Origin of the sequence: uncultured Capnocytophaga sp., assembly GCF_937936315.1 — a bacterium.
GTDB lineage: Bacteria > Bacteroidota > Bacteroidia > Flavobacteriales > Flavobacteriaceae > Capnocytophaga.
Genome location: NZ_CALGWU010000023.1, coordinates 133224 through 156690, shown reverse-complemented (window position 1 = coordinate 156690; position 23467 = coordinate 133224). Strand labels below are relative to the sequence as shown.

23 protein-coding genes are annotated in these 23467 nt (G+C 37.3%); 16 read left to right on the top strand and 7 right to left on the bottom strand.

What is annotated here, in order from left to right; translation table 11 throughout:
* Window positions 1-48 precede the first annotated feature (48 nt).
* The 4 genes from Q0162_RS03650 (at window position 49) to typA (ending at window position 4891) form a co-directional block, all read left to right on the top strand.
* Window positions 49-2097 (top strand): HDIG domain-containing metalloprotein, encoded by a 2049-nt coding sequence (locus tag Q0162_RS03650; RefSeq protein ID WP_297889287.1) that lies wholly within the window; start codon window positions 49-51, stop codon window positions 2095-2097.
* An 85-nt stretch (window positions 2098-2182) separates the two neighbouring features.
* On the top strand, window positions 2183-2860 hold the full coding sequence (locus tag Q0162_RS03645; RefSeq protein WP_297889232.1) for an SIMPL domain-containing protein: 678 nt from the start codon (window positions 2183-2185) through the stop codon (window positions 2858-2860).
* 7 nt (window positions 2861-2867) lie between these two features.
* Window positions 2868-2993 carry a FeoB-associated Cys-rich membrane protein gene (locus tag Q0162_RS03640; RefSeq protein WP_002678112.1) on the top strand — a complete coding sequence of 42 codons (126 nt, stop codon included), beginning with the start codon at window positions 2868-2870 and terminating at the stop codon, window positions 2991-2993.
* Window positions 2994-3085: 92 nt separating this feature from the next.
* The gene (typA, locus tag Q0162_RS03635) at window positions 3086-4891 is read left to right on the top strand and encodes a translational GTPase TypA (RefSeq protein ID WP_297889226.1); all 1806 of its coding nucleotides are present in this window, start codon (window positions 3086-3088) and stop codon (window positions 4889-4891) included.
* A gap of 63 nt (window positions 4892-4954) precedes the next feature.
* Here typA and Q0162_RS03630 read toward each other — a convergent pair whose 3' ends face one another.
* The 7 genes from Q0162_RS03630 to Q0162_RS03600 all read right to left on the bottom strand — a co-directional run bounded on the left by Q0162_RS03630 (window position 4955) and on the right by Q0162_RS03600 (window position 11338).
* Window positions 4955-5593: an SCO family protein gene (locus tag Q0162_RS03630; RefSeq protein WP_297889223.1), complete on the bottom strand. Its 639-nt coding sequence runs from the start codon at window positions 5591-5593 to the stop codon at window positions 4955-4957.
* The gene (locus Q0162_RS03625; protein WP_297889220.1) at window positions 5593-5961 is read right to left on the bottom strand and encodes a hypothetical protein; all 369 of its coding nucleotides are present in this window, start codon (window positions 5959-5961) and stop codon (window positions 5593-5595) included. Before Q0162_RS03625 ends, Q0162_RS03630 begins: the two co-directional genes overlap by 1 nt.
* A 513-nt stretch (window positions 5962-6474) precedes the next feature.
* Complete coding sequence (locus Q0162_RS03620) at window positions 6475-7245, bottom strand: formylglycine-generating enzyme family protein (protein WP_297889284.1); 771 nt, start codon at window positions 7243-7245, stop codon at window positions 6475-6477.
* A gap of 13 nt (window positions 7246-7258) precedes the next feature.
* On the bottom strand, window positions 7259-8674 hold the full coding sequence (gene nirK, locus Q0162_RS03615) for a copper-containing nitrite reductase (protein ID WP_297889217.1): 1416 nt from the start codon (window positions 8672-8674) through the stop codon (window positions 7259-7261).
* Between the two features lie 160 nt (window positions 8675-8834).
* Window positions 8835-9056 (bottom strand): hypothetical protein, encoded by a 222-nt coding sequence (locus Q0162_RS03610; protein WP_095897522.1) that lies wholly within the window; start codon window positions 9054-9056, stop codon window positions 8835-8837.
* A 2-nt stretch (window positions 9057-9058) separates the two neighbouring features.
* Window positions 9059-10387 (bottom strand): MFS transporter, encoded by a 1329-nt coding sequence (locus Q0162_RS03605; RefSeq protein ID WP_297889212.1) that lies wholly within the window; start codon window positions 10385-10387, stop codon window positions 9059-9061.
* A 3-nt stretch (window positions 10388-10390) separates the two neighbouring features.
* On the bottom strand, window positions 10391-11338 hold the full coding sequence (locus Q0162_RS03600) for a DUF368 domain-containing protein (protein ID WP_297889209.1): 948 nt from the start codon (window positions 11336-11338) through the stop codon (window positions 10391-10393).
* Window positions 11339-11794: 456 nt separating this feature from the next.
* Between Q0162_RS03600 and cdd the strand changes: the two genes are divergently transcribed.
* The 12 genes from cdd to Q0162_RS03540 all read left to right on the top strand — a co-directional run bounded on the left by cdd (window position 11795) and on the right by Q0162_RS03540 (window position 23455).
* On the top strand, window positions 11795-12277 hold the full coding sequence (cdd, locus tag Q0162_RS03595) for a cytidine deaminase (RefSeq protein WP_297889206.1): 483 nt from the start codon (window positions 11795-11797) through the stop codon (window positions 12275-12277).
* 27 nt (window positions 12278-12304) lie between these two features.
* The gene (locus tag Q0162_RS03590) at window positions 12305-13267 is read left to right on the top strand and encodes an SIS domain-containing protein (protein WP_297889203.1); all 963 of its coding nucleotides are present in this window, start codon (window positions 12305-12307) and stop codon (window positions 13265-13267) included.
* Between the two features lie 27 nt (window positions 13268-13294).
* Complete coding sequence (locus Q0162_RS03585) at window positions 13295-14470, top strand: alpha-hydroxy acid oxidase (RefSeq protein WP_002678184.1); 1176 nt, start codon at window positions 13295-13297, stop codon at window positions 14468-14470.
* Between the two features lie 31 nt (window positions 14471-14501).
* On the top strand, window positions 14502-15914 hold the full coding sequence (gene rlmD / locus Q0162_RS03580) for a 23S rRNA (uracil(1939)-C(5))-methyltransferase RlmD (protein WP_297889197.1): 1413 nt from the start codon (window positions 14502-14504) through the stop codon (window positions 15912-15914).
* Between the two features lie 71 nt (window positions 15915-15985).
* A complete protein-coding gene (locus Q0162_RS03575; RefSeq protein WP_278637180.1) occupies window positions 15986-16993 on the top strand; it encodes a bifunctional oligoribonuclease/PAP phosphatase NrnA in 1008 nt (335 codons plus the stop codon).
* Window positions 16994-17002: 9 nt separating this feature from the next.
* Window positions 17003-17575 (top strand): gliding motility-associated peptidyl-prolyl isomerase GldI, encoded by a 573-nt coding sequence (gene gldI, locus Q0162_RS03570; protein ID WP_297889194.1) that lies wholly within the window; start codon window positions 17003-17005, stop codon window positions 17573-17575.
* A gap of 28 nt (window positions 17576-17603) precedes the next feature.
* A complete protein-coding gene (locus Q0162_RS03565) occupies window positions 17604-18734 on the top strand; it encodes a peptidylprolyl isomerase (protein WP_095897518.1) in 1131 nt (376 codons plus the stop codon).
* Between the two features lie 99 nt (window positions 18735-18833).
* The gene (locus Q0162_RS03560) at window positions 18834-19343 is read left to right on the top strand and encodes a hypothetical protein (RefSeq protein ID WP_297889189.1); all 510 of its coding nucleotides are present in this window, start codon (window positions 18834-18836) and stop codon (window positions 19341-19343) included.
* A gap of 14 nt (window positions 19344-19357) precedes the next feature.
* A complete protein-coding gene (locus Q0162_RS03555; RefSeq protein ID WP_297889187.1) occupies window positions 19358-20419 on the top strand; it encodes a nucleoid-associated protein in 1062 nt (353 codons plus the stop codon).
* A gap of 84 nt (window positions 20420-20503) precedes the next feature.
* Window positions 20504-21418: an LLM class oxidoreductase gene (locus Q0162_RS03550; protein ID WP_297889184.1), complete on the top strand. Its 915-nt coding sequence runs from the start codon at window positions 20504-20506 to the stop codon at window positions 21416-21418.
* A 4-nt stretch (window positions 21419-21422) separates the two neighbouring features.
* A complete protein-coding gene (locus Q0162_RS03545) occupies window positions 21423-22490 on the top strand; it encodes a YARHG domain-containing protein (RefSeq protein WP_095900465.1) in 1068 nt (355 codons plus the stop codon).
* Between the two features lie 14 nt (window positions 22491-22504).
* Window positions 22505-23455, top strand: coding sequence for a hydrogen peroxide-inducible genes activator (locus Q0162_RS03540; RefSeq protein WP_297889179.1), 951 nt, complete (start codon window positions 22505-22507; stop codon window positions 23453-23455).
* Window positions 23456-23467 lie beyond the last annotated feature (12 nt).

Genomic DNA, 23467 nt, shown 5'->3' with positions numbered 1-23467 from the left:
AATTTCTAATTATTTTGTACTTTTGCCTCTACTTTAACGAAGAAAATGATGATGACTCTCAAAAATATCAAAGTATTTATTAAAAAATCCCTTGTTTTCAAGATTTTAGCCTTTGTCATCGCCTTAGTGCTTATCTTGCAAGTATTCCCCGAAAAAGCGAAGTTTAAATATGAATTTCGCAAGGGTGAACTTTGGCAACACGACAATCTATATGCTCCTTTTGATTTCCCTCTAAAAAAAACAGAGCAACAAATAAACTCTGAAAAACAACAAATTACCAATCAATCTACCGTTTATTACAAACAAGATACAACTGCCTTTATAAGTGCGAAACAGAAGTTTGAACAGAAAAAAAATAGCTATTTCAATCAATTGTCTAAACACAAAAAAGAGCTTTTACTCCACAAAGCTGAAACATTTTTAACTGAAAGCTATCACAATGGGATAATGCTCAACCCTCCTGTGTTCAAAACTTCCGAAATCGCAATTATCAAGCAAAACAACCAAATTATTGAGGTCTCAGCCTCTCACGTATTATACCTTCAACAGCTAAATAATGCTATTAAAAACTATTTCAATACAGCTCCTTACAACGAACATCTCAAAAATTACTACGACCTTTTCTTTGATATCCTCACCCCTAATCTTGTAATCGACCAAAATTTTACCCAAAAAGCCCTAAATCAAAACCTCAAAGAGATTGTCTATACGCGTGGATGGGTGAACAAAGGAAAACTTATCATTGCCAAAGGTGAATTGGTAGAAGGTGAAAAACTAAACACTCTCTTATCTCTTAAAGAAGAATATGAGACTCAAACGTGGAGTCAAAATAACTATAATTGGTCGCTCTCAGGCTATTATACATTAGTAGCTATAGTATTGACACTAATGGTGTTATACTTAAAAATATACGAAAAGAAGATATACAAAAGCAACCTCAAATTGAGCGTTATCTTGCTCAATATGCTCACGATGATTCTTTTCGTCGGACTCATCTCTCGCTATTTTCCCGATTATATCTATATTGTCCCCGTAGGAATGATGGTGCTCATTCTCAAGTCGTTTTTCGATTTGCGTACTGTCCTCTTTGTGTATATCAGCACCATACTCATCACGGGCTTCATTGTGCCCAATAGCTTCCAGTTTGTGTTCATACAAATTGTAGCTGCTATGGCTATCATCCTCACTCCTAAGGGAATGCACTACCGATTGAGTAGTTTTGTATCAGCGGGACTCATCACGGCTGCCTATTTAATTATTTATATCGCTTTCCATACCATTACCGAAGGGACTCTCAAAGGGCTCGATATCTCTCTGCTTACTCTTTTCATTCTCAATGGTATAGGAATCCTATTTTCACAACCTTTTACCTATATCTATGAACGTACTTTTGGCTTAGTTTCCGATGTCTCTCTCTTGGAACTTTCCGACACGAACACCAAACTTTTGCGCCAACTCTCCGAAAAAGCTCCTGGTACTTTCCAACACTCTATGCAGGTGGCAAATCTTGCCGAAGCTGCTGCTGCCGAAATTGGCGCTAATACACTATTGGTACGTGTAGGAGCACTATATCACGACATAGGTAAGATGGAAAATCCTATTTATTTTACTGAAAACCAAAAAACAAGCCTCAACCCTCACGACCAGCTCACTCCTGAACAAAGTGCTAAGGTGATTATCAAACACGTTGCCGATGGTGTCGAACTCGCTCATAAAAACAAACTGCCTAAACGCATCATCGATTTCATCAAAACTCATCACGGACGCAGTCTTACCTATTATTTCTATCGCAAAGCCTTAGATCTAAATCCCGAAGGCACTAAAGAAGAAGATTTCCGCTACCCAGGTCCTATTCCTTTCTCCAAAGAAACAGCTATACTGATGATGGCTGATTCGGTGGAAGCCGCTACCAAAAGTCTTAAAAACCCTACTTTTGAAGCTCTCAATGAGTTCGTCGATCGTATCATCAAAAAACAATTAGATGACAATCAATTTGCTAATTCCGATATATCTTTCAAAGAAATTGAAGCTATCAAACGCATATTTAAAAACAAACTCACCAATATCTACCACGTGCGTATCGAATACCCCGAGTAATTGGCAGACTTATTAACATCCGATTCTCCTAGACTCTCCAAGTCTCTCCGAGATTCTCAAAATCTAAAATAAACATCAAAAAAATATGAAACACTACTTTGTATTATTTTCGCTAATATCAACAATGGCAATAGCACAAAACCAAACGCCTACCGTCGAAGTTGTAGGCGAAGGCATCGTATATGCAACCCCCGATATGGTAAATATCTCTATCAGTATCGAAAAAGAAGGGCTTGATTTGAAGAACCTTCGACAAAAGAACGGCGAAGCTGTGGCTCAAGTATTACAACTTTTGAGTAAGGAACTCCCTATGGAGAATTTCCAAACCAGCTATGTATCTCTTTATAAAGACGATTATAACAAACTGAATAAATATCGTGTCGTGCAAAATATCAATATCAAATTAGAAGATATCAGCAAGTACGACAACTTGATGAATGCTATTTTCGATGCAGGAGTAAACCGAATTGATGGTATCAGCTTTGGAGTAAAAAACAAAGAAAAACTCTTGCAAGAAGCCCGTGTAGCAGCTATCGATGATGCCCGTAAAAAAGCCCTACTCTATGCGGTAAGTTTAGACCAAAATATTGGTAAAGCTATCAAAATCAAGGAAGTAAACTCTCATTTCAACGATATACAACCCGTTGAAAGAATGAGCAAAATGAGTTTAGGAAGCCCTGCCAACGGAAATGATAATACTTTAGCCGTAGGTAAAATAGCTATCGAAGCTCAAGTAAATGTAGCATTCGAACTTTTAAAATAAATTCACTATGGGAACACAAGAAATTATAGCCTATATTTTAGTAGCAATAGCAGCTGTTTTCTTAGTAAAAAAATTGTTTTTTAACAAAAAGAAAGGCTGTTCTGGAGGCGCTAATTGCAACTGCGGACACTAAATAGTTAAAAAAAATGCTATTTCACAAATTTGCTAATTGACAAATTATTCGTACCTTTGCGCCCTCAATTTTAAAAAATATAAATTATATCTATGACCGCTATTAGAAATATAGCTATTATTGCCCACGTTGACCACGGAAAAACTACCCTCGTTGATAAAATCTTGCACCATTGTGCACTCTTTCGCGACAATCAAGATTCAGGCGAACTGATATTAGATAATAACGACCTCGAACGCGAACGCGGTATTACCATCCTCTCTAAAAACGTATCTGTTGTTTATAAAGACATCAAAATCAACATCATTGATACCCCTGGTCACGCCGACTTTGGTGGTGAGGTTGAACGTGTCCTCAATATGGCTGATGGCGTACTTCTATTAGTAGATGCTTTTGAAGGTCCTATGCCTCAAACGCGCTTTGTACTCCAAAAAGCTATCGAAATGAAGTTGAAACCTATTGTGGTAATCAACAAAGTCGATAAAGAAAACTGTACACCTGATGAGGTACACGAAGCTGTATTCGACCTGATGTTTGAACTCGGTGCCGAAGATTGGCAACTCGATTTCCCTACTGTCTATGGTTCAGCTAAACAAAACTGGATGTCTGAAGACTGGCACAAAAAAACAGATAGCATCGCTCCTCTACTCGATATGGTGGTAGAGCACATCCCTGCTCCTCAAATTGAAGAAGGTAGCTTGCAAATGCTCATCACTTCTCTTGATTATTCTACCTTTACAGGTCGTATCGCTATCGGTCGCTTGCACCGTGGTATCCTAAAAGCTGGTATGAATATTTCATTAGTGAAACGTGATGGAAGTATTGTAAAATCTAAAATTAAAGAACTACACTTATTTGATGGTTTAGGGCGTAAAAAAGTAGAGGAAGTACAAGCAGGCGACATTTGTGCGATTGCTGGCTTAGAAGGCTTTGAAATTGGTGACACCATCGCCGATTATGAAAATCCCGAAGCACTTCCTACTATCGCTATCGATGAACCTACAATGAGTATGCTCTTCACTATCAACGATTCTCCTTTCTTCGGTAAGGATGGTAAGTTCGTAACCTCTCGCCATATCAAAGAACGTTTGGAACGCGAATTAGAGAAAAACCTCGCTTTACGTGTAGAACCTACCGATAGTGCCGATAAGTTTATTGTTTATGGTCGTGGGGTATTACACCTCTCAGTGCTCATCGAAACAATGCGCCGTGAAGGTTACGAATTACAAATAGGTCAGCCTCAAGTAATTATCAAAGAAATCGATGGCGTAAAATGTGAACCTGTAGAAGAACTTACTATTGATTTACCTGAGAACGTAAGTGGTAAAGCTGTCGATTTGGTAACCCTTCGTAAAGGTGAAATGCTAAGTATGGAGCCTAAAGGCGAACGTATGATTATCAAGTTCATCATTCCTTCTCGCGGTATCATTGGCTTGCGTAACCAATTGCTCACGGCTACCGCTGGTGAGGCGATTATCCACCACCGTTTCTTGGAATTCCAACCTTTCAAAGGTGAAATCGCAGGGCGTATCAATGGGTCACTCATCTCTATGGAACAAGGAACTGCTATCCCCTACTCTCTCGATAAATTGCAAGACCGTGGTAAATTCTTCATCTTCCCAGGCGAAGACATCTATACAGGACAAGTAATTGGCGAAAACTCTCGTAGTGGAGATATCGTTGTGAATGTTACGAAGACTAAAAAACTTACAAACGTACGAGCTGCTGGTTCTGATGAAAAAGTGAAGTTAGCACCCCCTATTAAGTTTTCATTAGAAGAAGCTTTGGAATATATCCAAAAAGACGAATACGTTGAAGTAACACCAAAAAATATGCGCTTGCGTAAAATCTACTTAGATGAAAATGAACGCAAACGCCACGAAAAAGAGTTTAAATAATTAAGCAAATATTTTCTAAAAACAAAAGAGGTTGCCCAATATTGAGCAACCTCTTTTTAATTTTTAATTGTTAATTTTTAATTGTTTTATTGTTTCCTCCACAGTCTTGTCATAGTCAATCCCTAAACCTTCTTGTTGTGATACCAATTCACCTTTTTTGTTAAACACACTGATGATGTTAGAATGCGAGAAATCCACTGGTGATATTTGTTTGTAATTCACAGCAAGTACTGCAGCAAACTCTCGTGTTTGTTCTTCATTAGATCGAAGGAATAGCCACTGTTCGTCGTCCATTTGCCTTTCTTTGGCAAAGGCTTTTAAGTGCTCTGGCGTATCCGTCTCGGGATCTATACTCACCAAAAGATATTTCACTTGTTTGCGTTTATCTCCAGCTTGTTCATCTACGCGCTTGCGTATTTCGCGCATATCTTTAATAAGGATAGGACAAGCGGTCTTGCAAGAGGTGTAGATCATTACCACCACCAATACATTCCCTTTGAGGTCTTTAAGCTCTATGTTATCCCCATTCTGGGTCGTCCATACCGCTGGCAAGTGATATACTGATAAGTCCGAAAAACTATCAGTCGTCTTTGCAGTGGTACTATCTGCCACTGCTTTTGTATCTGTTGTAGCAGTGTTGCTATTGTGGTTATTACAATTGAGTAATAACAAACTCAATAAAATAAAATATAATGTTTTCATTAATAGTAATTTTTTCTAAGGTTTATCTTCATTTTATCATATTTTGCTTCTAAATCTTCTAAAAATTCCTCCAGAACATCGGCTACATCTTCATAATTCTCATAAAGATATTTATCGTCAATTCCTTGTTCCATAATCCTTTTTATTTCTTTCAATTTAGCTCTTATATATCTATACGAGCTTGTTGTCCCATCATAGTATAGAAATTCTTGTACATATTCTTTCAATATATCATAATCTGCATTAGCCTCTACAATCATAGCTTTGATATAGATATTCACCAATGCTATAATCGTCAGCTCAGCCGATTGTTTATACACCTCTACTATCACATAATTACAGATTTCGTCTATATCGTTATATGACATATTCTTTAAGTTGTCATTATCACCTAATAACAACTCGCAATCTTCTATAACAGCTCTATATTTTGTCTCAATATCTTTCATTATTAAAGCTACCTCCTCTGCATTTCCCAGAGATCCTCAGAGTTCCTCCTATTTTCTTAAAATCTCTCCAAAAATTCTGAAACTCATTTGTCAATTATTATGGTAAGTCAGAATTGGTTTGCAAAATTTTCATCACTACATTTTGCAAAAGTTTTAGGTTTTATCAAAAATGATTACCTGATAATCAATTATTTTTAAAGTATGTTATGTAGGAAAGCCAGCTATCGCTGGGTATATGCTGCAAACGCCCCTAAAAGAAAACTTTTTTATTCACAATCTATTTTTTGTTTAACTATAATTTCGTAAATTTGTATCTCGTCATTCATAATTCGTCATTTATCCCCATTAAGACAAATAGCAATCGCTTTTGTAGCTTGTCCCCCTTCGGGGGTTCGGGGGCTATCTCGTCATTCGTCCTTCGTATTTCGTAATTTATAAAGCACATCTAAACCCCATATTCAGCATCGTATAGTTCGCTTTGAGGCTACCTCTCAGGGCATACCGCATAAAAGCTCCATAGTTAGTAAGGTCGGAAGCATTGAGCGCACTCCCGCCACAAAAAAGAGCATCGTCTCCTTGCTTGTCTTTGCGCGAGTCCCCCGAGAGAAGCACACTGTTGAAGTCCGCCACCCATTCCCATACCAAGCCGTGCATATCATATACGCCCCAATAGTTCTTGGGCGTGCTCCCCACTTTCTGTAGGTAGGTCTTGGGCGTTTGCATGCTTCGCACTATATACTCTTGATAATGTTTCTTCTTCCGTGCATCTATACTTTGGGCATCGGCTTGGGCTACGTACTCCCACTCGTCGGTTGTTGGTAGTCGCTTTCCTTCACACTCACAATATTTCTTGGCAGCAAACCACGAAATGTGGGTTACAGGGGCTTGTGCTTCTAGCGGACTAAAATCTAAGTCGCTCTTCCAGTGCGAAAGATAACTCTTCTGCGCAAAGATTCCCTTCACTTGAGAGCGCCGCCACTCGGGATGTTTCTCCAAAAAAGCTTTGTATTGTGCATTGGTCACTGGGTATATATCTAGCTGAAAGCTCTTTACGTTTACGGGCTTTGTCACTTTATTCTCCCCTTTCACTCCATACAAAGGCACATAACTTCCTCCTTTAATCGTTACCATAGGAGTAGAAGTTTGTCCTAGTAGCCATCCACAAAAGCATAAAGTTATTATGTTAATTAGGTATTTTTTCATCATTATCACCCAATTAACGTTTATCTCTTACTTTCTTCACTCTTTCAGGGCTTACTACGGTTTTATTGTTCTCCCAGTTGTGATATACGTAGGTGAGCACATCGGCTATTTGCTCAGGGGTAAGTGGTTGAGGAGGCATCATACTGTTGTACTGTTTGCCATTCACAGTAATCCCTCCCGTATGCCCTTTCAGTACGGTCTCTATTGCTCTGTCTACATCAGCATTCAGGTAGTCAGCTTTTGCCAAAGGCGGAAAAGCTCCTTCCAACCCCTGCCCTTGTGCCTGATGACAAGCCACACAAGTACGCTGATACACTTTCTTCCCATCTTCCATCTGTTGTGCCAAAGTCTTATTCCCTGACTCCTGTCCCCTATCTACTGACACCTGTTCCCTGACACCTATCACCTGATAAGGCACTGCCTCTTGCTTGCCGTAGATAACTGGATTTTCTCTCCCTTGCGCGATGAGTTGCCCTAATGCACCTTTGTTGAAAGCGCGGAAAATAGCGTGGTCTACTAGCGTATATGAACCGGGCACTTCTACTTTGAATTCTACTATAGCTGCCCCTCCCGCAGGAATAACTGTCGTTTGCACATTTTCGTTTACGAGCTTGCCTCCTTCTACCTGTACTCGGTCAAAGATTTCTCCTATCACGTGGAAAGAAGAGATGAGGTTAGGACCTCCATTCCCTACAAAAAGGCGTACCGTTTCACCTGCATTCACCTTGAGGGCTTTATCGCCTGCAATAGCACCTACTTTTCCGTTGAAAAGCACATAATCAGGCTTTTCCGCAAGGGCTTTTTCTTGGCTGAAGGCTTGCAATCCTTGGGTTCCATAGTCTCCTTCGGTATAGAAATCGCCTTGCATCACATAGTATTCCATATCTACTGGGGGCAGACCGCCTTCGGGCTCTACCAATATAAGTCCATACATCCCATTGGCGATATGCAAAGGCACGGGCGCTTGAGCACAATGATATACAAAAAGCCCTGGGTTCAAACATTTAAAAGTGAAGGTGCGTTGTTGTCCTGGGGCTACCAACGATGCATCAGCACCTCCTCCTGTTCCCGTTACTGCGTGAAGGTCGATATTGTGTGCCAATTTGTTATCTGGGTGATTTTTAAGTGTAAACGAGACTTCATCGCCTACACGAGCTCGAATAAAACTCCCTGGCACAGTACCGCCAAATGTCCAAAAAAGATACTTAGTACCATCTGCCAATTCACCTTCTTTTTCTATGATTTCAAGTGTAACACTCAGTTTGGTAGCCTTCCGATTGCCTACTGGCGCTGGTACGAAAGGAGGTGAAGTAAGTTGGGCTACCATTTCCCCTTCTACGGAAATGTCAGTGGTAGAAGTATAAGTAGTTTGTTCATTACAAGCACTTAACAATAAAGAAGCACTCAACAGTAATAAATTGTATTTCATAAAATCTTTTCTTATCATTATATATTTAGTTATATAGAACCAATTAAAATACGAGGCAAATATAATACTTTTTCATCTAATAATCTCTATCCCAACTCCCATTATTCCCATTACTCCCATTAAAACTGCCCGTGCGGCTCGCACCCCTCTGTTCTCACCACTAAAGGTCAAACACAGAAGTCCGTTTCACAAAAAACACATCCTTAATTCTCAACAAAGAAGCCAATAATAGATAAACACCAAAACCAGCCCCTAAAGTAGCAAAAGTGCCATAAATGAAGAAAATACGCACATCTTTAGCGCGTACACCTAATTTCTCAGCCAATCGTGCCGATACTGCAAAGCCATATTTCTCTAAAAAAAATCTAAACTTTGAAATCATATCTAATTATTTGTTACCTGTTGCTTGTTTGTCTTAAAAAGTAAAATTATGCCAAGTCCGAAAAAAATAATCAATGAGACAGTCGCATTACGCATATTATTCGTAAATTGGTTAATGAGTCCATAGACCCCCATCCCTATCACGATTCCTATTTTTTCAGTCACATCGTAAAAACTGAAGAACGAAGTTGTATCTTTAGTATCAGGTAAATAAGCCGAATAAGTAGAGCGAGAAAGCGTTTGTATGCCCCCCATTACAAGTCCTACTAAAGTAGCAATGATGTAGAATTGCATTGGTTTGTACACGTAATATGAAAGTAAGCAAATCCCCACCCATATAGCATTGAGTGCTATCAACACCCCAATATTCCCCCATTTGCGTACAGCAATAACTGTGAGTCGTGCTCCAGCTATAGCCACTAATTGAATTATAAGTACACTCACTATCAATCCTATAGTACTTTCTTCAGCACTCGTCCATTGTATTTCTTGTTCTCCGAAATAGGTAGCTACCAGCATTACGGTTTGCACCCCCATACTATATACAAAAAAAGCAATGAGATACCATTTCAATCGTGGAGAAGTAGTGAGTTGCTGCCATACTTTGCGCAATTCCTTAAATCCATTAAAAAGAATATTTTTTGTAACTTTAGTTCCATTCTTCTTATGTGATGGAAGGTAGTAAAAAGGGATACTGCTAAACCCTATCCACCATATTCCCACAGTGATAAATGAAATTCGCATTGTAGTGAGTGTTGTTTTAGTATTAGTAGTAGTAAAACCTATCCATTCAGGCTTCATTACCATTATCAAATTGAAAATCAATAGCAACACACTCCCCGCATAGCCTAAACTATAACCTTTAGCACTTACTGCGTCATATTGTTCTGGCAAAGCGATATCTGGTAAATAGGAATTGTAGAATACAATACTTCCCCAAAAACCTAACACACCACAAAAGTAACAAAATAAGCTAAAATAGATATGCTCTAATGAAAACCAATACAAACCTATACTTGAAAGTGCTCCCATATAACAAAAGAAACGCATAAATGTTTTCTTGTTTCCTAAATAGTCAGCTATACCACTCAATATAGGCGAAAGTATTACCACCACAGCAAAAGCTAAAGCGGTTACAAAAGCAATTACCGAGGTACTTTTGATTATCATCCCAAAAAGTTCTATATGGGTAAGTCCTGCAGTCCGAAATAGCAAACCGTAAAAAATAGGGAAAATAGTAGATACAATTGTAAGTGAATACACTGAGTTTGCCCAGTCGTAAAATGCCCAAGCATTAAGTAATTTTTTATTACCCCTTTCTAATAGCTTCATAGTTTAGTGTTTTTTGCTTTGTTTGCTACTCCATTTCTCAAGTAGATAAATCACTAAAAAACCTGCTATTGCCAATAGTACAGCAATAAGTATTTGAGGCTCTGTATGGGTAATGTCCTTAAAAGTACAAGGCGAAATACTCTTTTCCCATACAGCTACAGCATTGCCTTTAGCATCGGTATCCCATTTCAAAACTTCTTTCCAAGGCCATACTTTGTTCAACGAACCGATAATAAAACCAGTAAGTCCTGCAAAGGTGAGATTGCGGTATTTGGCAAACAACCATTTCAACGCCTTAGAAAAACTTAAAATACCAGTAATTGCTCCTATCCCAAAAACACCTATGAGTTTAATATTCCACGAACTCAAAGCGTCTAAAACTGTGTGATAAGCACCTAATAGCACCAATATAAAAGCTCCTGAAATCCCAGGTAATATCATCGCGCAAATAGCCAATGCTCCACAGAAGAAAATAAATATCAATTCCTGATTACTACCACTTACTAAAGGGGGAATTACAGTGATAAAATAAGCTATCGCCCCTGCAATAAATAGTACAAGTATAGTTGCTAAATTCCAGCGCTTAATTTCTTTCATTAGAAACAATACACTGGCAATCATCAGTCCAAAAAAGAAAGACCATACCATTATGGGTTCATTCTCTAAAAGCCACTTCATTACTTTGGCAAGCGATATAATGCTAATGCCTATCCCTGCTAAAAGTGCTACAAAAAAGTTGCCATTAATATGTTTCCAAAAAGCTACAATTCCTTTGCTAAAAAGAAGTTTAAAAGCGTGCAAATTAACCTTACTGATGGAGCTTACAAGTTCTTCGTAAATACCCGATATAAAAGCTATAGTACCTCCAGAAACCCCTGGTACTACATCTGCAGCACCCATTGCAATTCCTCTCAAGGTTACAAATAAATAATCTAAAAAATTGCGTTTCATAACAATTTGTAGTGTCTCTTTCTAATTTAAACGGCGCAAAGATAATAATATTTTGCTAATTAATAGTCTATCAGTATTGATTTGTAAATTTTTAATTCTACACTTTGCCTAAGCTTTTGTCCTTCTAGTTTGCATCTTTTTCAAAGTTAATAACACTGATAATCAACTACTTTAATTTATATTATAGGAATATTCACAAAACATCTCACAAAAAATCACAAACTTCTTGTCTGAATTTTCCTATGCCTCTGAGTACTTCATAATTCATTTTCGTGTAAATCTGTAGAATCTGTGCTGGACTTTTGGAATAAAGCTACCTATTTGTGTAATTTATTTAGATTGTCTCCTTCAGGAAAAGTTTGTGATAAAATAGTGTGAAAGCTGCAATTTTTCTGATTATTAAATTTGCTAATTCGCTAATAACTTCGTATCTTTGCAGCATAAAAACAATTTCTTATGAAAACGGAACATCAATTACATATCAAATATAATATTTTTAATAAATTAACCGACCTTCCTGAAAAAGCTAAAAACTTAATGAAGCAAGCAATAGATATTCGCAAAAAAGCTTATGCTCCTTACTCCAATTTCAGAGTAGGAGCTGCTGTATTACTTAAAAATGGACAAATTTTTGTAGGATCTAATCAAGAAAATGCAGCCTACCCTTCTGGTTTGTGCGCCGAAAGAGTAGCTATCTATCAAGCTTCTACTCAATATCCCGATGAGGAAATCGAAATGATTGCTATTTCTGGCTCTGCCGAAGACCCAACCTCATATCCTGTATCTCCTTGTGGTGCTTGTCGCCAATCTCTCTCTGAATATGAAACCAAACAAAAAAAACTCATTCCTGTCTATTTTATGGGAGCAGAAGGTGAAATCGTTCAAACTGAATCTATTAAAGATCTCTTACCTTTCCTTTTCGATGGGAGCCTGATGTAATATACGAACAACTAAAAACTATAACGAATGAACTCAGAAGAAATTATTACCTCTGCCAAACAAACTATTACTGAAGAAGCTCAAGCTATTGCTAAACTAATTGATTATCTAGACGATGATTTTACTCAATCAGTACAATATATATTGCAATCCAAAGGTCGTGTAGTGATTACAGGTATAGGTAAAAGTGCCATTATCGCTAATAAAATAGTAGCTACAATGAACTCTACCGGCACTCCCGCTATCTTTATGCATGCCGCCGATGCAATCCATGGTGATTTAGGTATTATACAGCAAGATGATGTAGTAATATGCATCTCTAAAAGTGGTAACACCCCCGAAATAAAAGTGTTAGTACCTTTGCTCAAACGCGGTAATAACAAGTTGATAGCCATTACCTCTAATAAAAACTCTGTCTTAGCACAACAAGCTGATAGTGTGCTTTATGCTCACGTCGATAAAGAGGCTTGCCCTAACAATTTAGCTCCTACTACTAGTACTACGGCTCAATTAGTATTAGGTGATGCATTGGCAGTTTGTCTGTTGGAAATGAAACATTTTGGCAGTAGTGACTTTGCTAAATACCATCCTGGTGGTGCATTAGGAAAACGTTTATACCTAAAAGTGTCTGATATTGTATCTCATAACCAAAAACCTGAGGTCTCTCCTGATACCGATATTAAAAAGGTAATTGTAGAAATATCTGAAAAAATGCTCGGAGTTACTGCTGTGCTCAATAATCATCAGATAGTTGGAATAGTAACGGATGGCGATATCCGCCGAATGCTTAGTAAAACAGATAGTATCAAAGGGCTTACTGCTAAAGATATAATGAGTGTTAACCCAAAAACTATTGAGGTCGATTGTTTAGCAATTGATGCCCTACACCTGATGGAGAAAAATAAAATCACACAACTGTTAGCAACTAAACAAGGTGAATATATGGGAATTATACACCTGCATAACCTTATTCAAGAAGGACTTATTTAAAAACTAAGAATATTAATTATTTAAAAAATGAGAGATCTATCCAAAATGACAAATATTGAGGACTTGCGCGTTGTTTGCAAACGCAATGTTCCTAAAATGTTCTACGAGTATGTAGACACCGGCTCTTGGACTGAAGCAACTTACAAACAGAATGTTTCAGACTTCAACCCTATCAAATTCCGTCAACGTATCTTAGTGGATATGGACAACCGCACCCTCGAAAGTACACTCCTTGGCAAGAAAGTTAAATTCCCTGCAATGACGGCTCCTGTCGGATTTATGGGAATGATGTGGGCTGACGGTGAAATCCACATGGCTAAAGCTGCCCAAAAATTCGGTATCCCCTTCACCCTATCTACTATGTCTATCTGCTCTATCGAGGATTTAGTAGAAGCTGGTGTCGAACCTTTCTGGTTTCAGCTTTATGTAATGCGTGACCGCGAGTTTATGAAGGACCTTATCCGTCGTGCTAAAGAAGCTAAATGTTCTGCTTTGATGATTACTGTCGATTTACAAGTGTTAGGTAATCGCCACCGCGACATCAAAAACGGACTTTCTACTCCTCCTAAGTTCACCATTCCTAATATGTTGAACCTTTCTACTAAAATTCCTTGGGGATTGCGCTATGTCTTCGGTAACCGCCGATGGACTTTCCGCAATATTGCTGGACACGCTAAAAATGTATCCGACCTTTCTTCTCTATCTTCTTGGACAAAAGAACAATTCGACCCTAGCCTTAGCTGGAAAGATATTGCTGAAATCAAAGAACTTTGGGGAGGACCCATCATCTTAAAAGGAATTATGACCCCTGAAGATGCTATAGAAGCAGTAAAATACGGTGCTGATGCTATCATCGTCTCTAACCATGGTGGTCGCCAGATGGATGATACTATTTCCACTATAAAAGCCCTTCCCGATATCGTAAGTGCTGTAGGTAGCCAAACTGAAGTATGGATAGACTCTGGTTTCTATACAGGTCAAAACATGCTCAAGGCTTGGGCATTAGGAGCTAAAGGTATTATGCTCGGTCGTGCTCCTGTATATGGACTCGGCGCTTATGGTGAAGAAGGGGTAACCCGTGCTTTGCAAATACTCTATGACGAAATGGATACTACTATGGCTTTCGCTGGTCATCGTAACCTCCAAGATGTAGATAGCAGTATCTTAGTAGAAGGTACTTATCCTCTGCCAAGTAACCGATAATTCAAAAAAATAATGTACCTTTGCCCCCGCAATGAGTAAAAAGAAAAATATAACCATAGAAAATGTTATCGTTACCGATGCGGGGGCTAAAGGCAAAAGCGTTGCCAAAGCTCCTGATGGTCGCGTTATTTTTATCAACAATGCTATCCCTGGCGATGTAGTCGATGTACAAACTACTAAAAAAAAATCGGCTTATTACGAGGGATTTGCTACTAAATTCCACGAGTATTCTAATCGCCGTGTAACTCCCGTATGTGCCCATTTTGGCTATTGCGGTGGATGCAAATGGCAAGATATGAACTACGAAAGTCAGCTGTTCTACAAACAAAAAGAAGTCGAAAACAACTTAGTGCGTTTAGGAAAAATAACAATCCCTGAACTGATGCCTATTGTAGCTTCCGAGAATATCTATTTCTATCGCAATAAAATGGAATTCTCTTTCTCCGATATGCGCTGGCTTACTCCCGAAGAAATTCAAAATGCCGATACAATTGAACAACGCAATGGTCTAGGTTTCCATATCGCTGGTGCTTGGGATAAAATCCTCGACATTGATAAATGTTACTTACAAGAAGACCCTTCTAACGCTATACGTTTGGAAATCAAACGTTTTGCTTTAGAGAATAACATAGCTTTCTATAGCCCACGTCAGCAAACAGGCGTCTTGCGTTCTATGATGATACGTATCTCTTCTACAGGCGAAATAATGCTGGTAATACAATTCTTTAGTGATAGTAAAAAATGTAATTTGCTATTAGAACATATAGTTCAAACATTCCCTCAAATCACTTCTTTGCAGTATTGTATTAATAGCAAAGGGAACGATGCTATCTACGATCAAGATTTAAAAATCTATAAAGGTACCGATTGTATTTATGAAGAAATGGAAGGTTTGCGCTTCAAAATCAATGCAAAATCTTTCTATCAAACGAACTCTAAACAAGCTCACAAACTATATCAAGTAACCCGTGACTTCGCCGATTTAAAAGGTGATGAATTGGTATATGACCTCTATACTGGTACAGGTACTATCGCTCAGTTTGTAGCAAGAAAAGCTAAAAAAGTAGTTGGTGTCGAAGCTGTACCCGAAGCCATTGCCGATGCCAAAGCCAATGCCAAAGCTAATGGTATTGAGAATGTGAGTTTTTATGTAGGGGATATGAAAAACGTTTTCAACGATACGTTTATCAAAGCCAATGGTACTCCCGATGTAATCATCACCGATCCTCCTCGTGATGGAATGCATAAAGATGTAATAGAGCAAATTCTGCAAATTGCCCCCCCTAAAATAGTATATGTAAGCTGTAACAGTGCTACTCAAGCACGTGATTTAGCTTTGTTAGACGAAATGTATAAGGTGACAAAAGTACAACCCGTCGATATGTTCCCTCAAACTTACCACGTTGAAAATGTTGTACTTTTAGAAAAAAGAAATCTCTCCTAAAATCTGTAAAACAAAAGTTTTTAGTTACATTTTGCAGCTAATTAAAAATAATGTTGTACTTTCGCGCCATTATGAATATATACGATATAGAAGCTACCAAAATATTATTGGAAAAGCAACCTAAAATAAGTATTATACCCCACAAAAACCCCGATGGTGATGCCATAGGTAGTTGCTTGGGGCTTTACCATTATCTCAAGTTGCATCACTGTGATGTAACAGTGGTTTCTCCTAATGATTTTCCTGACTTTCTCAAATGGTTACCTGCCGCAGATCAGATTCTTATCTACGACAACAATCCCAAAAAAGCAACAGAGCAGATAGAAGCCTCTAAACTTATTTTCACACTCGATTTCAACGCTCTTAAAAGAGCGGATTCCCTTACCCCTTTGCTAGAAAACTCTAAAGCAACTTTTGTGATGATTGATCATCATCAAGAGCCTGATGACTATGCCAAAGTTACTTTTTCTAATCCTAAAGCGAGTTCTACTTGTGAAATGATTTATGCTTTTATTGATGCAATGGGCAATAAAAATCAAATTGATAAAGATATAGCTACTTGTTTGTATACGGGGATTATGACGGATACCGGTAATTTCAAATACCCTATCACTACTAGCAACACACTCAAAATCGGTGCTTTTTTAATAGAAAAAGGAGCTAATAATAGCCAAATCAATAGCAATGTATTTGATAACAATTCTTATAATAAATTGCAATTGCTTAGTACCGCTCTCAAAAATTTAGTGTATATCAAAGAGTTTGACACCGCTTATATAACACTTTCTTCCGAAGAATTACAAAAATACGATCATCAAAAAGGAGATACTGAAGGATTTGTAAACTATGGGCTCACTATTAAAAACACTAAATTAGCTGTCATCTTTATCCAAGAAGGTGATTTCGTAAAAATGTCTTTGCGTTCTAAAGGTAATAATGATGTGAATCTATTTGCTCGAAAATGTTTCAATGGAGGCGGACACGTAAATGCAGCTGGAGGAAGATTTGATGGGTCTATAGAAGAAGCGGTAGCTTATTTCAAACAAGTGTTACCTGATTTTATCCACAAAAATATGTAAAACGATACAATGAATATACTCAAAAAAATAATAGCTCTAAGTGCCATTGGCATAGTATTGACAAGTTGTGCCGATAGGCAAGCGCGTCATCCTATAACTAAAAAAACAAGTACTTTTTTGAAAGAATCAGCTATGAAAAACAAAGCACTATTAGCCTCCGAAGAAGCGCTGATAGATTCTATTATCAAAAAAGATACAATACATAATTTTATAGATTCGCAACACGGATTTAAGTTCTACTATCTAAATCAAAATCCTGAAGCTCATTATACTGCTCAGTTTGGCGATATTGTAACTTATGATTACAGCCTTTCCGATTTGCAGGGTAACCAGCTTTATCAAGAAAAACCCGATGGTGAATACAAATATTATGTAGATAAAGAAGAAGTATTCCAAGGCTTGCGTTCTGCATTAAAATTGCTAAAAGAAAAAGAAAGTGGAGTTTTCTATTTCCCCTCAAGTGTAGCTTATGGCTATCGTGGCGATAAAGATAAAATCTCTTTCAATCAACCTATTATAGCTAAAATCGAAGTCTTCAAGATTGAAAAAAATCAAGAAGATGTAAAACCTCGACCCGAATAAATAAACATTTTTAATTAATTATTATATTATGAGACGACTCAATTTAGTAGCATTGCTCTCTGCAATGTTTGTATTTTTCAGTTGTAATTCGCAAAAAAAAGCCTACAAAGATTTAGGTGATGGCTTATTTGCCGATATCGAAACTACTCAAGGAAATATCATTGTAAAACTCAACTACAAAGAAACTCCTATAACAGTAGCCAACTTTGTTACTTTAGCCGAAGGTAAAAACTCTTTCGTAAAAGCCGAATACAAAGGTAAACCTTTCTACAACGGAACGATCTTCCATCGTGTGATCAAAGATTTTATGATTCAAGGGGGTGACCCTACTGGTACAGGTATGGGAGATCCTGGATATCGTTTTGAAGATGAATTTGTTCCTACTTTACAACACGATAAAAAAGGAATTTTATCAATGGCTAATGCAGGTCCTGGCACAAATGGCAGCCAGTTTTTCATCACTCAAGTACCTACTCCTCACCTCAATGGTCGTCATACTGTTTTCGGTGAAACTGTGAAAGGTTTAGAAGTAATCGATGCAATTGCTAATACTAAAACTGTAGCTAATGATAAACCTGAAAAAGATATCAAAATCAATAAAATTACAATCATTGCTAATGGTAAAGACGCTAAAAACTTCAATGCTGTAAAAGTTTTTGAAAACTATTTCAAAGATATCGCTAAAAGAGAACAAGAAAAAGAAGCTAAAACCAAAGCTGCAGCTGCTAAATTCTTAGAAGAGGTTAAAACTCAAGAACCTCAAGCTAAAGCACTTCCTTCTGGAGTAAAAATGTTTACTTTAGTAGAAGGTAAAGGCAAACAGCCTAACCACACTCAACAAGTAATGGTAAACTATGCTGGATATTTGGCAAATGGTACTCTCTTCGATTCTAATGTAAAAGAAATAGAAGAAACTTATGGCAAATACAATGCAATGCGTGAGCAACAAGGCGGCTACCAAGCATTCCCTATGGAATATAATTCCAATGCTCCTCTTATCCCTGGTTTCAAAGAAGCTCTTCTTAAAATGAAAGTAGGTGATAAAGTGCGTGTATTTATCCCTGCTGCCTTAGGTTATGGCGAAAGAGGTGCTGGTGAGGTAATCCCACCTAATAGCGACCTTATTTTCGATATTGAAATCACCGACATAGCAAAATAGAAAAAATACACTTTGCAGTACAAACTTTGTCAAAGTCATATAGCTCCTATTGCGATACAACCTTTGACAAAGTTTTTTTTAACCCCTAAAAACTAAAAAATGGTATACAAATTCAGAGTAATACTCGACGTTAAAGAAGACGTTTTTAGAGATATCGCAATCCAAGGGGAAGCTACCTTGGAAGATTTACACAATGTGATTAACCAATCATTTGGCTTTGCAGGTAATGAAATGGCTTCTTTCTACCTTACTGACGATGATTGGAATCAAGGCGAGGAAATCACCCTTTTTGACGTATCCGAAAGTGGTGAAATACGCTTAATGGAAGAAACTATTATCGAATCTGTCGTAAGTGAAGATGAACCTAAATTATTATATGTATACGACTTTATGTCAATGTGGACATTCTTCGTGGAATTAGTAGAAATTGATGAGGAAGAGACAAGAGCTTCCTACCCTGCTTTGATACACGCTCACGGCTCTATCCCTGCCGAAGCTCCAGAAAAATCATTCGTAGCCGATGATTTTGATGAGTTTGAAGATGAGTTCAACGACTTCGACTTAGATGAAGATGATTATGGTAGTTTCAGTGAAGAAGAATACTATTAATTTCGCTAATAACTATGCTAAATTTATATACAACAAATATCGAAGCGCTCTCTATTCACAAAGTAGGTAATTTGAGTAAAGGTGAACCTCTATTCTTTTCTGAAAAACCTTATGCACTAAATGATGAAATTATAGGCTTATTAAAAGAATATTTTTTCAAACCTTTCCGTGAAAAAGAAGAGAACTATTTTCATTTTGTACACGATGCTGACGTAGAATTTAATACACTCTATCAATTAGTTACCCCTATTTTTGAAGACGAAAGTACAATTCACGAACAGTCAGGAAAAATTGCACAACACTTGTACAATCAATCTAACCATCCACATATTAAAAGTGGAGAAGTATACATTGCTCTTTTGCACGATACTTATTTGGATAACGAAAAGGTAAAAGCTATTGGTATTTTCAAATCTGAGGTAAAAAATAGTTTCCTACAATTTGAAGAACAAGGTAATCAGTTGGAAATGATTATCCAAGAAGGTGTAAACATCCATCGTTTGGATAAAGGTTGTATCATTTTCAATGTAAATAAAGAAGATGGCTACAAAATACTTTCCATTGATAGCAATCGCTACGACACTAAGTATTGGTTAGAAAATTTCCTAAATGTGGATGCTTTGGTCGATGACAATTTCTACACCAAAAAGTACTTAAAATTCAGCCAAGATTTCGCAAAAGATGTTATCTTACCTGCTGAAGATAAAAAAGAAGAAGTGCTATTTATGAACCGTGCAATCAACTACTTTGCTAAGAATGATGACTTTGAGGAAACCTCATTTATGAATGAAGTGTTTGAGAACCCTGACCTGATTCCTGAGTTTAAACACTACAAAGTAGAAAAAGGGCCTAAGTACCAAATAGAAGATGTATCAACCTTCCCAATTGCTAACAAAGCTGTTTCTGATGTACGCAAAAAAATTAAAAATGTAATCGATTTAGATACTAATATTCAAATACGTATGGACTTCATCAATCCCGAATCCGCCGATAAGTTCATCGAAAAAGGTTGGGATGAAGAAAAACAAATGTACTACTATTTAGTGTATTTCAACAAAGAACAAAAGGGTTCATAAAAATAACCTCATCAAAAATAAAACGGCATATAGTTTTTTATATGCCTTTTTTTTTATACTTTTGCGTCTTAAAATCATAAATCTATGATAGACGCAAATAAACTATCAATAGGAATCCTTTTGCCTATTGAATCGTACGAAGGGGCTATCCCTAAAATGGAGAACCAAGTGCAACTTATTCAGCGTGCCGAAGCCTTAGGATATGATACTATATGGGTTCGTGATATCCCCCTCAACAACCCCGATTTTAAAGAAGTAGGTCAAATGTTTGACCCTTGGATTTATTTAGCTCATATAGCTTCTCTCACTCTTTCTATCAAAATAGGTATAGCAAGTGTGATTTTACCTTTGCGTCACCCTTTGCACGTTGCCAAAGCCTCTGCAAGTCTTGATGTATTGTTCCCTAACCGTTTTGTTATGGGAATAGCTTCAGGAGACCGTCCTATAGAGTATCCTGCATTCAACAAACCTTTTGAACTCCGTAGTGCACACCTAGCTGAACATATTGAAATGCTTAAAAATTTATGGAGTACAGAATTCCCTACTTATAACAACGATTATGGCACTCTAATGGAAAAAGTAGGTGATGTACTTCCTAAACCTATTCACAAAAACATACCAATGTACGCCACAGGGCACATAGGTGGTGTAAATTTAGATTGGATAGCAAAACACACCGATGGTTGGATTTACTATCCTCGCGACTTTGCTTTTACTAAAAAAATAGTAGAAGATTGGCACGAAGCTCTTAAAAAAGAAGGCGAACCTGCTAAACCTTATATACAACCTATATATATAGACCTTATGGAAGACCCTGACTTCGAACCTCAAAAAATGGATTTAGGTTTTCGTCTTGGTCGTAATTATCTCGTAGATATGTTTCACGAACTCGGAAAAATAGGGGTCAACCATATTATGTTAGTACTCAAGTATTGTAGTCGCCCTGCTGGTGAAGTACTTGAAGAAATCGGAAAAGAAGTATTGCCACAACTCAGATAGTACTATGAGAAATTTTATATTACTCTACTTTTTAGTTTTTTGCATTGGTGTATATGCCAATGATGGTGCTTTCTATATGGCAGGTAACCAACTTGTTCCCATTAATGAAACAGATATTTCAGTAAAGAAAGAAATTTTGTATATCAAAAAAACACAAGAATTTGCGGAAGTATCAGTGTATTACGAGTTTTTCAATCCTAAAGAAACAAAAGAAATCATAGTTGGTTTTGAGGCTGGACGCCCCAGTGGAGATGTGGATGGAGCTCCTATCAATGGACATCATCCTTATATGTTTGATTTTACGGTATCGCTTAACGGTAACTTTTTGCCTTATCAAATAGCTTATGTAGCGGATTCTCTTTATGCTAAAAATGGAAAAGTGGAGAGTATAGACTTGAAAACTTTCAAAGGAGAAACCGATGGTAATTATATTGATTTTATGTATGTTTATCATTTCAAGGCAAAATTTAAAAAAGGAAAAAACATTGTAAAGCACACCTATAGATACAAACTATCAGGAGGAGTATGTAATTACTATGATTTCGATTATGTGCTTACCGCTGCCAAACGCTGGGCTAACAAGCAAATCGATGATTTTACCCTGATCTTGGATATGGGAAGTATACAAACAGCTTCTATCCGTAAGACTTTCTTTAAAAATGGTAATGATTGGATTTTCAATGGGGTTGGAAAAGTAACTGAAAAGCAAGATTACACTAATTTTTATATTCAACAAGGTATTTTGACCTTTGAGAGAAAGAACTTTGCTCCTAAAGATGAATTGTATGTTACGGAGATGCGCCCGTGGGGTTGTCAAGAGAAAGAAAGTGGACAAAAATTTCTTTTTTCATTAGGAAAAAACCAAGAATTAGGAGACCCCAATGAAAAAACTCCCGAAGAAAAACGCCTCATCCGCAACCTGCCATTTGCACGACGTGGGTATATATTTAAGGATAAAACTTTGCAAGATGCTTTTAAAACAGAAGATTGGTATCAACCTAATCCTTCTTATACCCCCGAAGTTGAAGCCCTTACTGAAGAGGAAAAACAACTCATTTATACATTTAAATAATACCCTTTTTTATTATGACCATTACTCAATACCAATATGTGCTAGCAGTAGCCAAATATAAAAACTTTACTACTGCCGCCGAACACAGCTTTGTTACCCAGCCTACCTTGAGTATGCAAGTGCAGAAATTGGAAGAAGAGTTGGGCGTAACTATTTTCGACAGAAGTAAAAAACCTCTACAAGTTACTGAAATAGGTGAACAAATTATCAAACAAGCCCAAATAATAGTAAACGAAGCTGGGCGAATGAACGATATTGTCGCTCAACAAAAAGGCTATATAGGTGGTGAGTTCCGCGTAGGGATTATCCCTACCGTCTCCCCTACCCTGCTGCCTATGTTCCTTACCAATTTCATTAACAAATATCCTAAAGTTTGCCTAAAAATCGAGGAACAAACCACTGAAAATATCTTGAAGAAAATTGAAGATGGTAGTTATGATGCAGGTATTTTAGCAACTCCCTTACACAATTCATCAATTGTAGAACGCCCGTTGTACTATGAACCTTTTGTTGCTTATATTCCTGTAAATCACCGCCTACAAAATTCTAAAACTATCTACTCTGAAGATTTAGATATCAACGATATTTTAATGCTTGAGGATGGTCATTGCTTTAAAGATAGCGTACTCAATATCTGCAACCAAGATGTAATCGACTCTAAAGAACATTTCCAACTAAAAAGTGGAAGTTTTGAAACTTTAGTGCGATTAGCTAACGAAGGCTTAGGAATGACCCTCTTACCCTATCTACACTCTTTGGAACTGAAAGAGGAAGAAAAGAAACGCATTCACTATTTTGCCGAACCCTATCCCGCTCGCGAAATTAGCTTAGTTTATCACAAAAATGAACTAAAATTGCAAATTATCAAAGCTTTACACGATACTATTGCAGGGGTAATTCGTGGAGCTATTGTATTTCAAAATGTAAAAATTGTCAGTCCTATAAGAGATAGGCACAAAATTTGATAGAAACAAAAA

What these genes read in the sequence shown, in the direction of transcription:
- Q0162_RS03650 (WP_297889287.1), top strand. Translation starts at nt 49, where the DNA reads ATGATGACTCTCAAAAATATCAAAGTATTTATTAAAAAATCCCTTGTT.
- Q0162_RS03645 (WP_297889232.1), top strand. Translation starts at nt 2,183, where the DNA reads ATGAAACACTACTTTGTATTATTTTCGCTAATATCAACAATGGCAATA.
- Q0162_RS03640 (WP_002678112.1), top strand. Translation starts at nt 2,868, where the DNA reads ATGGGAACACAAGAAATTATAGCCTATATTTTAGTAGCAATAGCAGCT.
- typA (WP_297889226.1), top strand. Translation starts at nt 3,086, where the DNA reads ATGACCGCTATTAGAAATATAGCTATTATTGCCCACGTTGACCACGGA.
- Q0162_RS03630 (WP_297889223.1), bottom strand. Translation starts at nt 5,593, where the DNA reads ATGAAAACATTATATTTTATTTTATTGAGTTTGTTATTACTCAATTGT.
- Q0162_RS03625 (WP_297889220.1), bottom strand. Translation starts at nt 5,961, where the DNA reads ATGTCATATAACGATATAGACGAAATCTGTAATTATGTGATAGTAGAG.
- Q0162_RS03620 (WP_297889284.1), bottom strand. Translation starts at nt 7,245, where the DNA reads ATGAAAAAATACCTAATTAACATAATAACTTTATGCTTTTGTGGATGG.
- nirK (WP_297889217.1), bottom strand. Translation starts at nt 8,674, where the DNA reads ATGAAATACAATTTATTACTGTTGAGTGCTTCTTTATTGTTAAGTGCT.
- Q0162_RS03610 (WP_095897522.1), bottom strand. Translation starts at nt 9,056, where the DNA reads ATGATTTCAAAGTTTAGATTTTTTTTAGAGAAATATGGCTTTGCAGTA.
- Q0162_RS03605 (WP_297889212.1), bottom strand. Translation starts at nt 10,387, where the DNA reads ATGAAGCTATTAGAAAGGGGTAATAAAAAATTACTTAATGCTTGGGCA.
- Q0162_RS03600 (WP_297889209.1), bottom strand. Translation starts at nt 11,338, where the DNA reads ATGAAACGCAATTTTTTAGATTATTTATTTGTAACCTTGAGAGGAATT.
- cdd (WP_297889206.1), top strand. Translation starts at nt 11,795, where the DNA reads ATGAAAACGGAACATCAATTACATATCAAATATAATATTTTTAATAAA.
- Q0162_RS03590 (WP_297889203.1), top strand. Translation starts at nt 12,305, where the DNA reads ATGAACTCAGAAGAAATTATTACCTCTGCCAAACAAACTATTACTGAA.
- Q0162_RS03585 (WP_002678184.1), top strand. Translation starts at nt 13,295, where the DNA reads ATGAGAGATCTATCCAAAATGACAAATATTGAGGACTTGCGCGTTGTT.
- rlmD (WP_297889197.1), top strand. Translation starts at nt 14,502, where the DNA reads ATGAGTAAAAAGAAAAATATAACCATAGAAAATGTTATCGTTACCGAT.
- Q0162_RS03575 (WP_278637180.1), top strand. Translation starts at nt 15,986, where the DNA reads ATGAATATATACGATATAGAAGCTACCAAAATATTATTGGAAAAGCAA.
- gldI (WP_297889194.1), top strand. Translation starts at nt 17,003, where the DNA reads ATGAATATACTCAAAAAAATAATAGCTCTAAGTGCCATTGGCATAGTA.
- Q0162_RS03565 (WP_095897518.1), top strand. Translation starts at nt 17,604, where the DNA reads ATGAGACGACTCAATTTAGTAGCATTGCTCTCTGCAATGTTTGTATTT.
- Q0162_RS03560 (WP_297889189.1), top strand. Translation starts at nt 18,834, where the DNA reads ATGGTATACAAATTCAGAGTAATACTCGACGTTAAAGAAGACGTTTTT.
- Q0162_RS03555 (WP_297889187.1), top strand. Translation starts at nt 19,358, where the DNA reads ATGCTAAATTTATATACAACAAATATCGAAGCGCTCTCTATTCACAAA.
- Q0162_RS03550 (WP_297889184.1), top strand. Translation starts at nt 20,504, where the DNA reads ATGATAGACGCAAATAAACTATCAATAGGAATCCTTTTGCCTATTGAA.
- Q0162_RS03545 (WP_095900465.1), top strand. Translation starts at nt 21,423, where the DNA reads ATGAGAAATTTTATATTACTCTACTTTTTAGTTTTTTGCATTGGTGTA.
- Q0162_RS03540 (WP_297889179.1), top strand. Translation starts at nt 22,505, where the DNA reads ATGACCATTACTCAATACCAATATGTGCTAGCAGTAGCCAAATATAAA.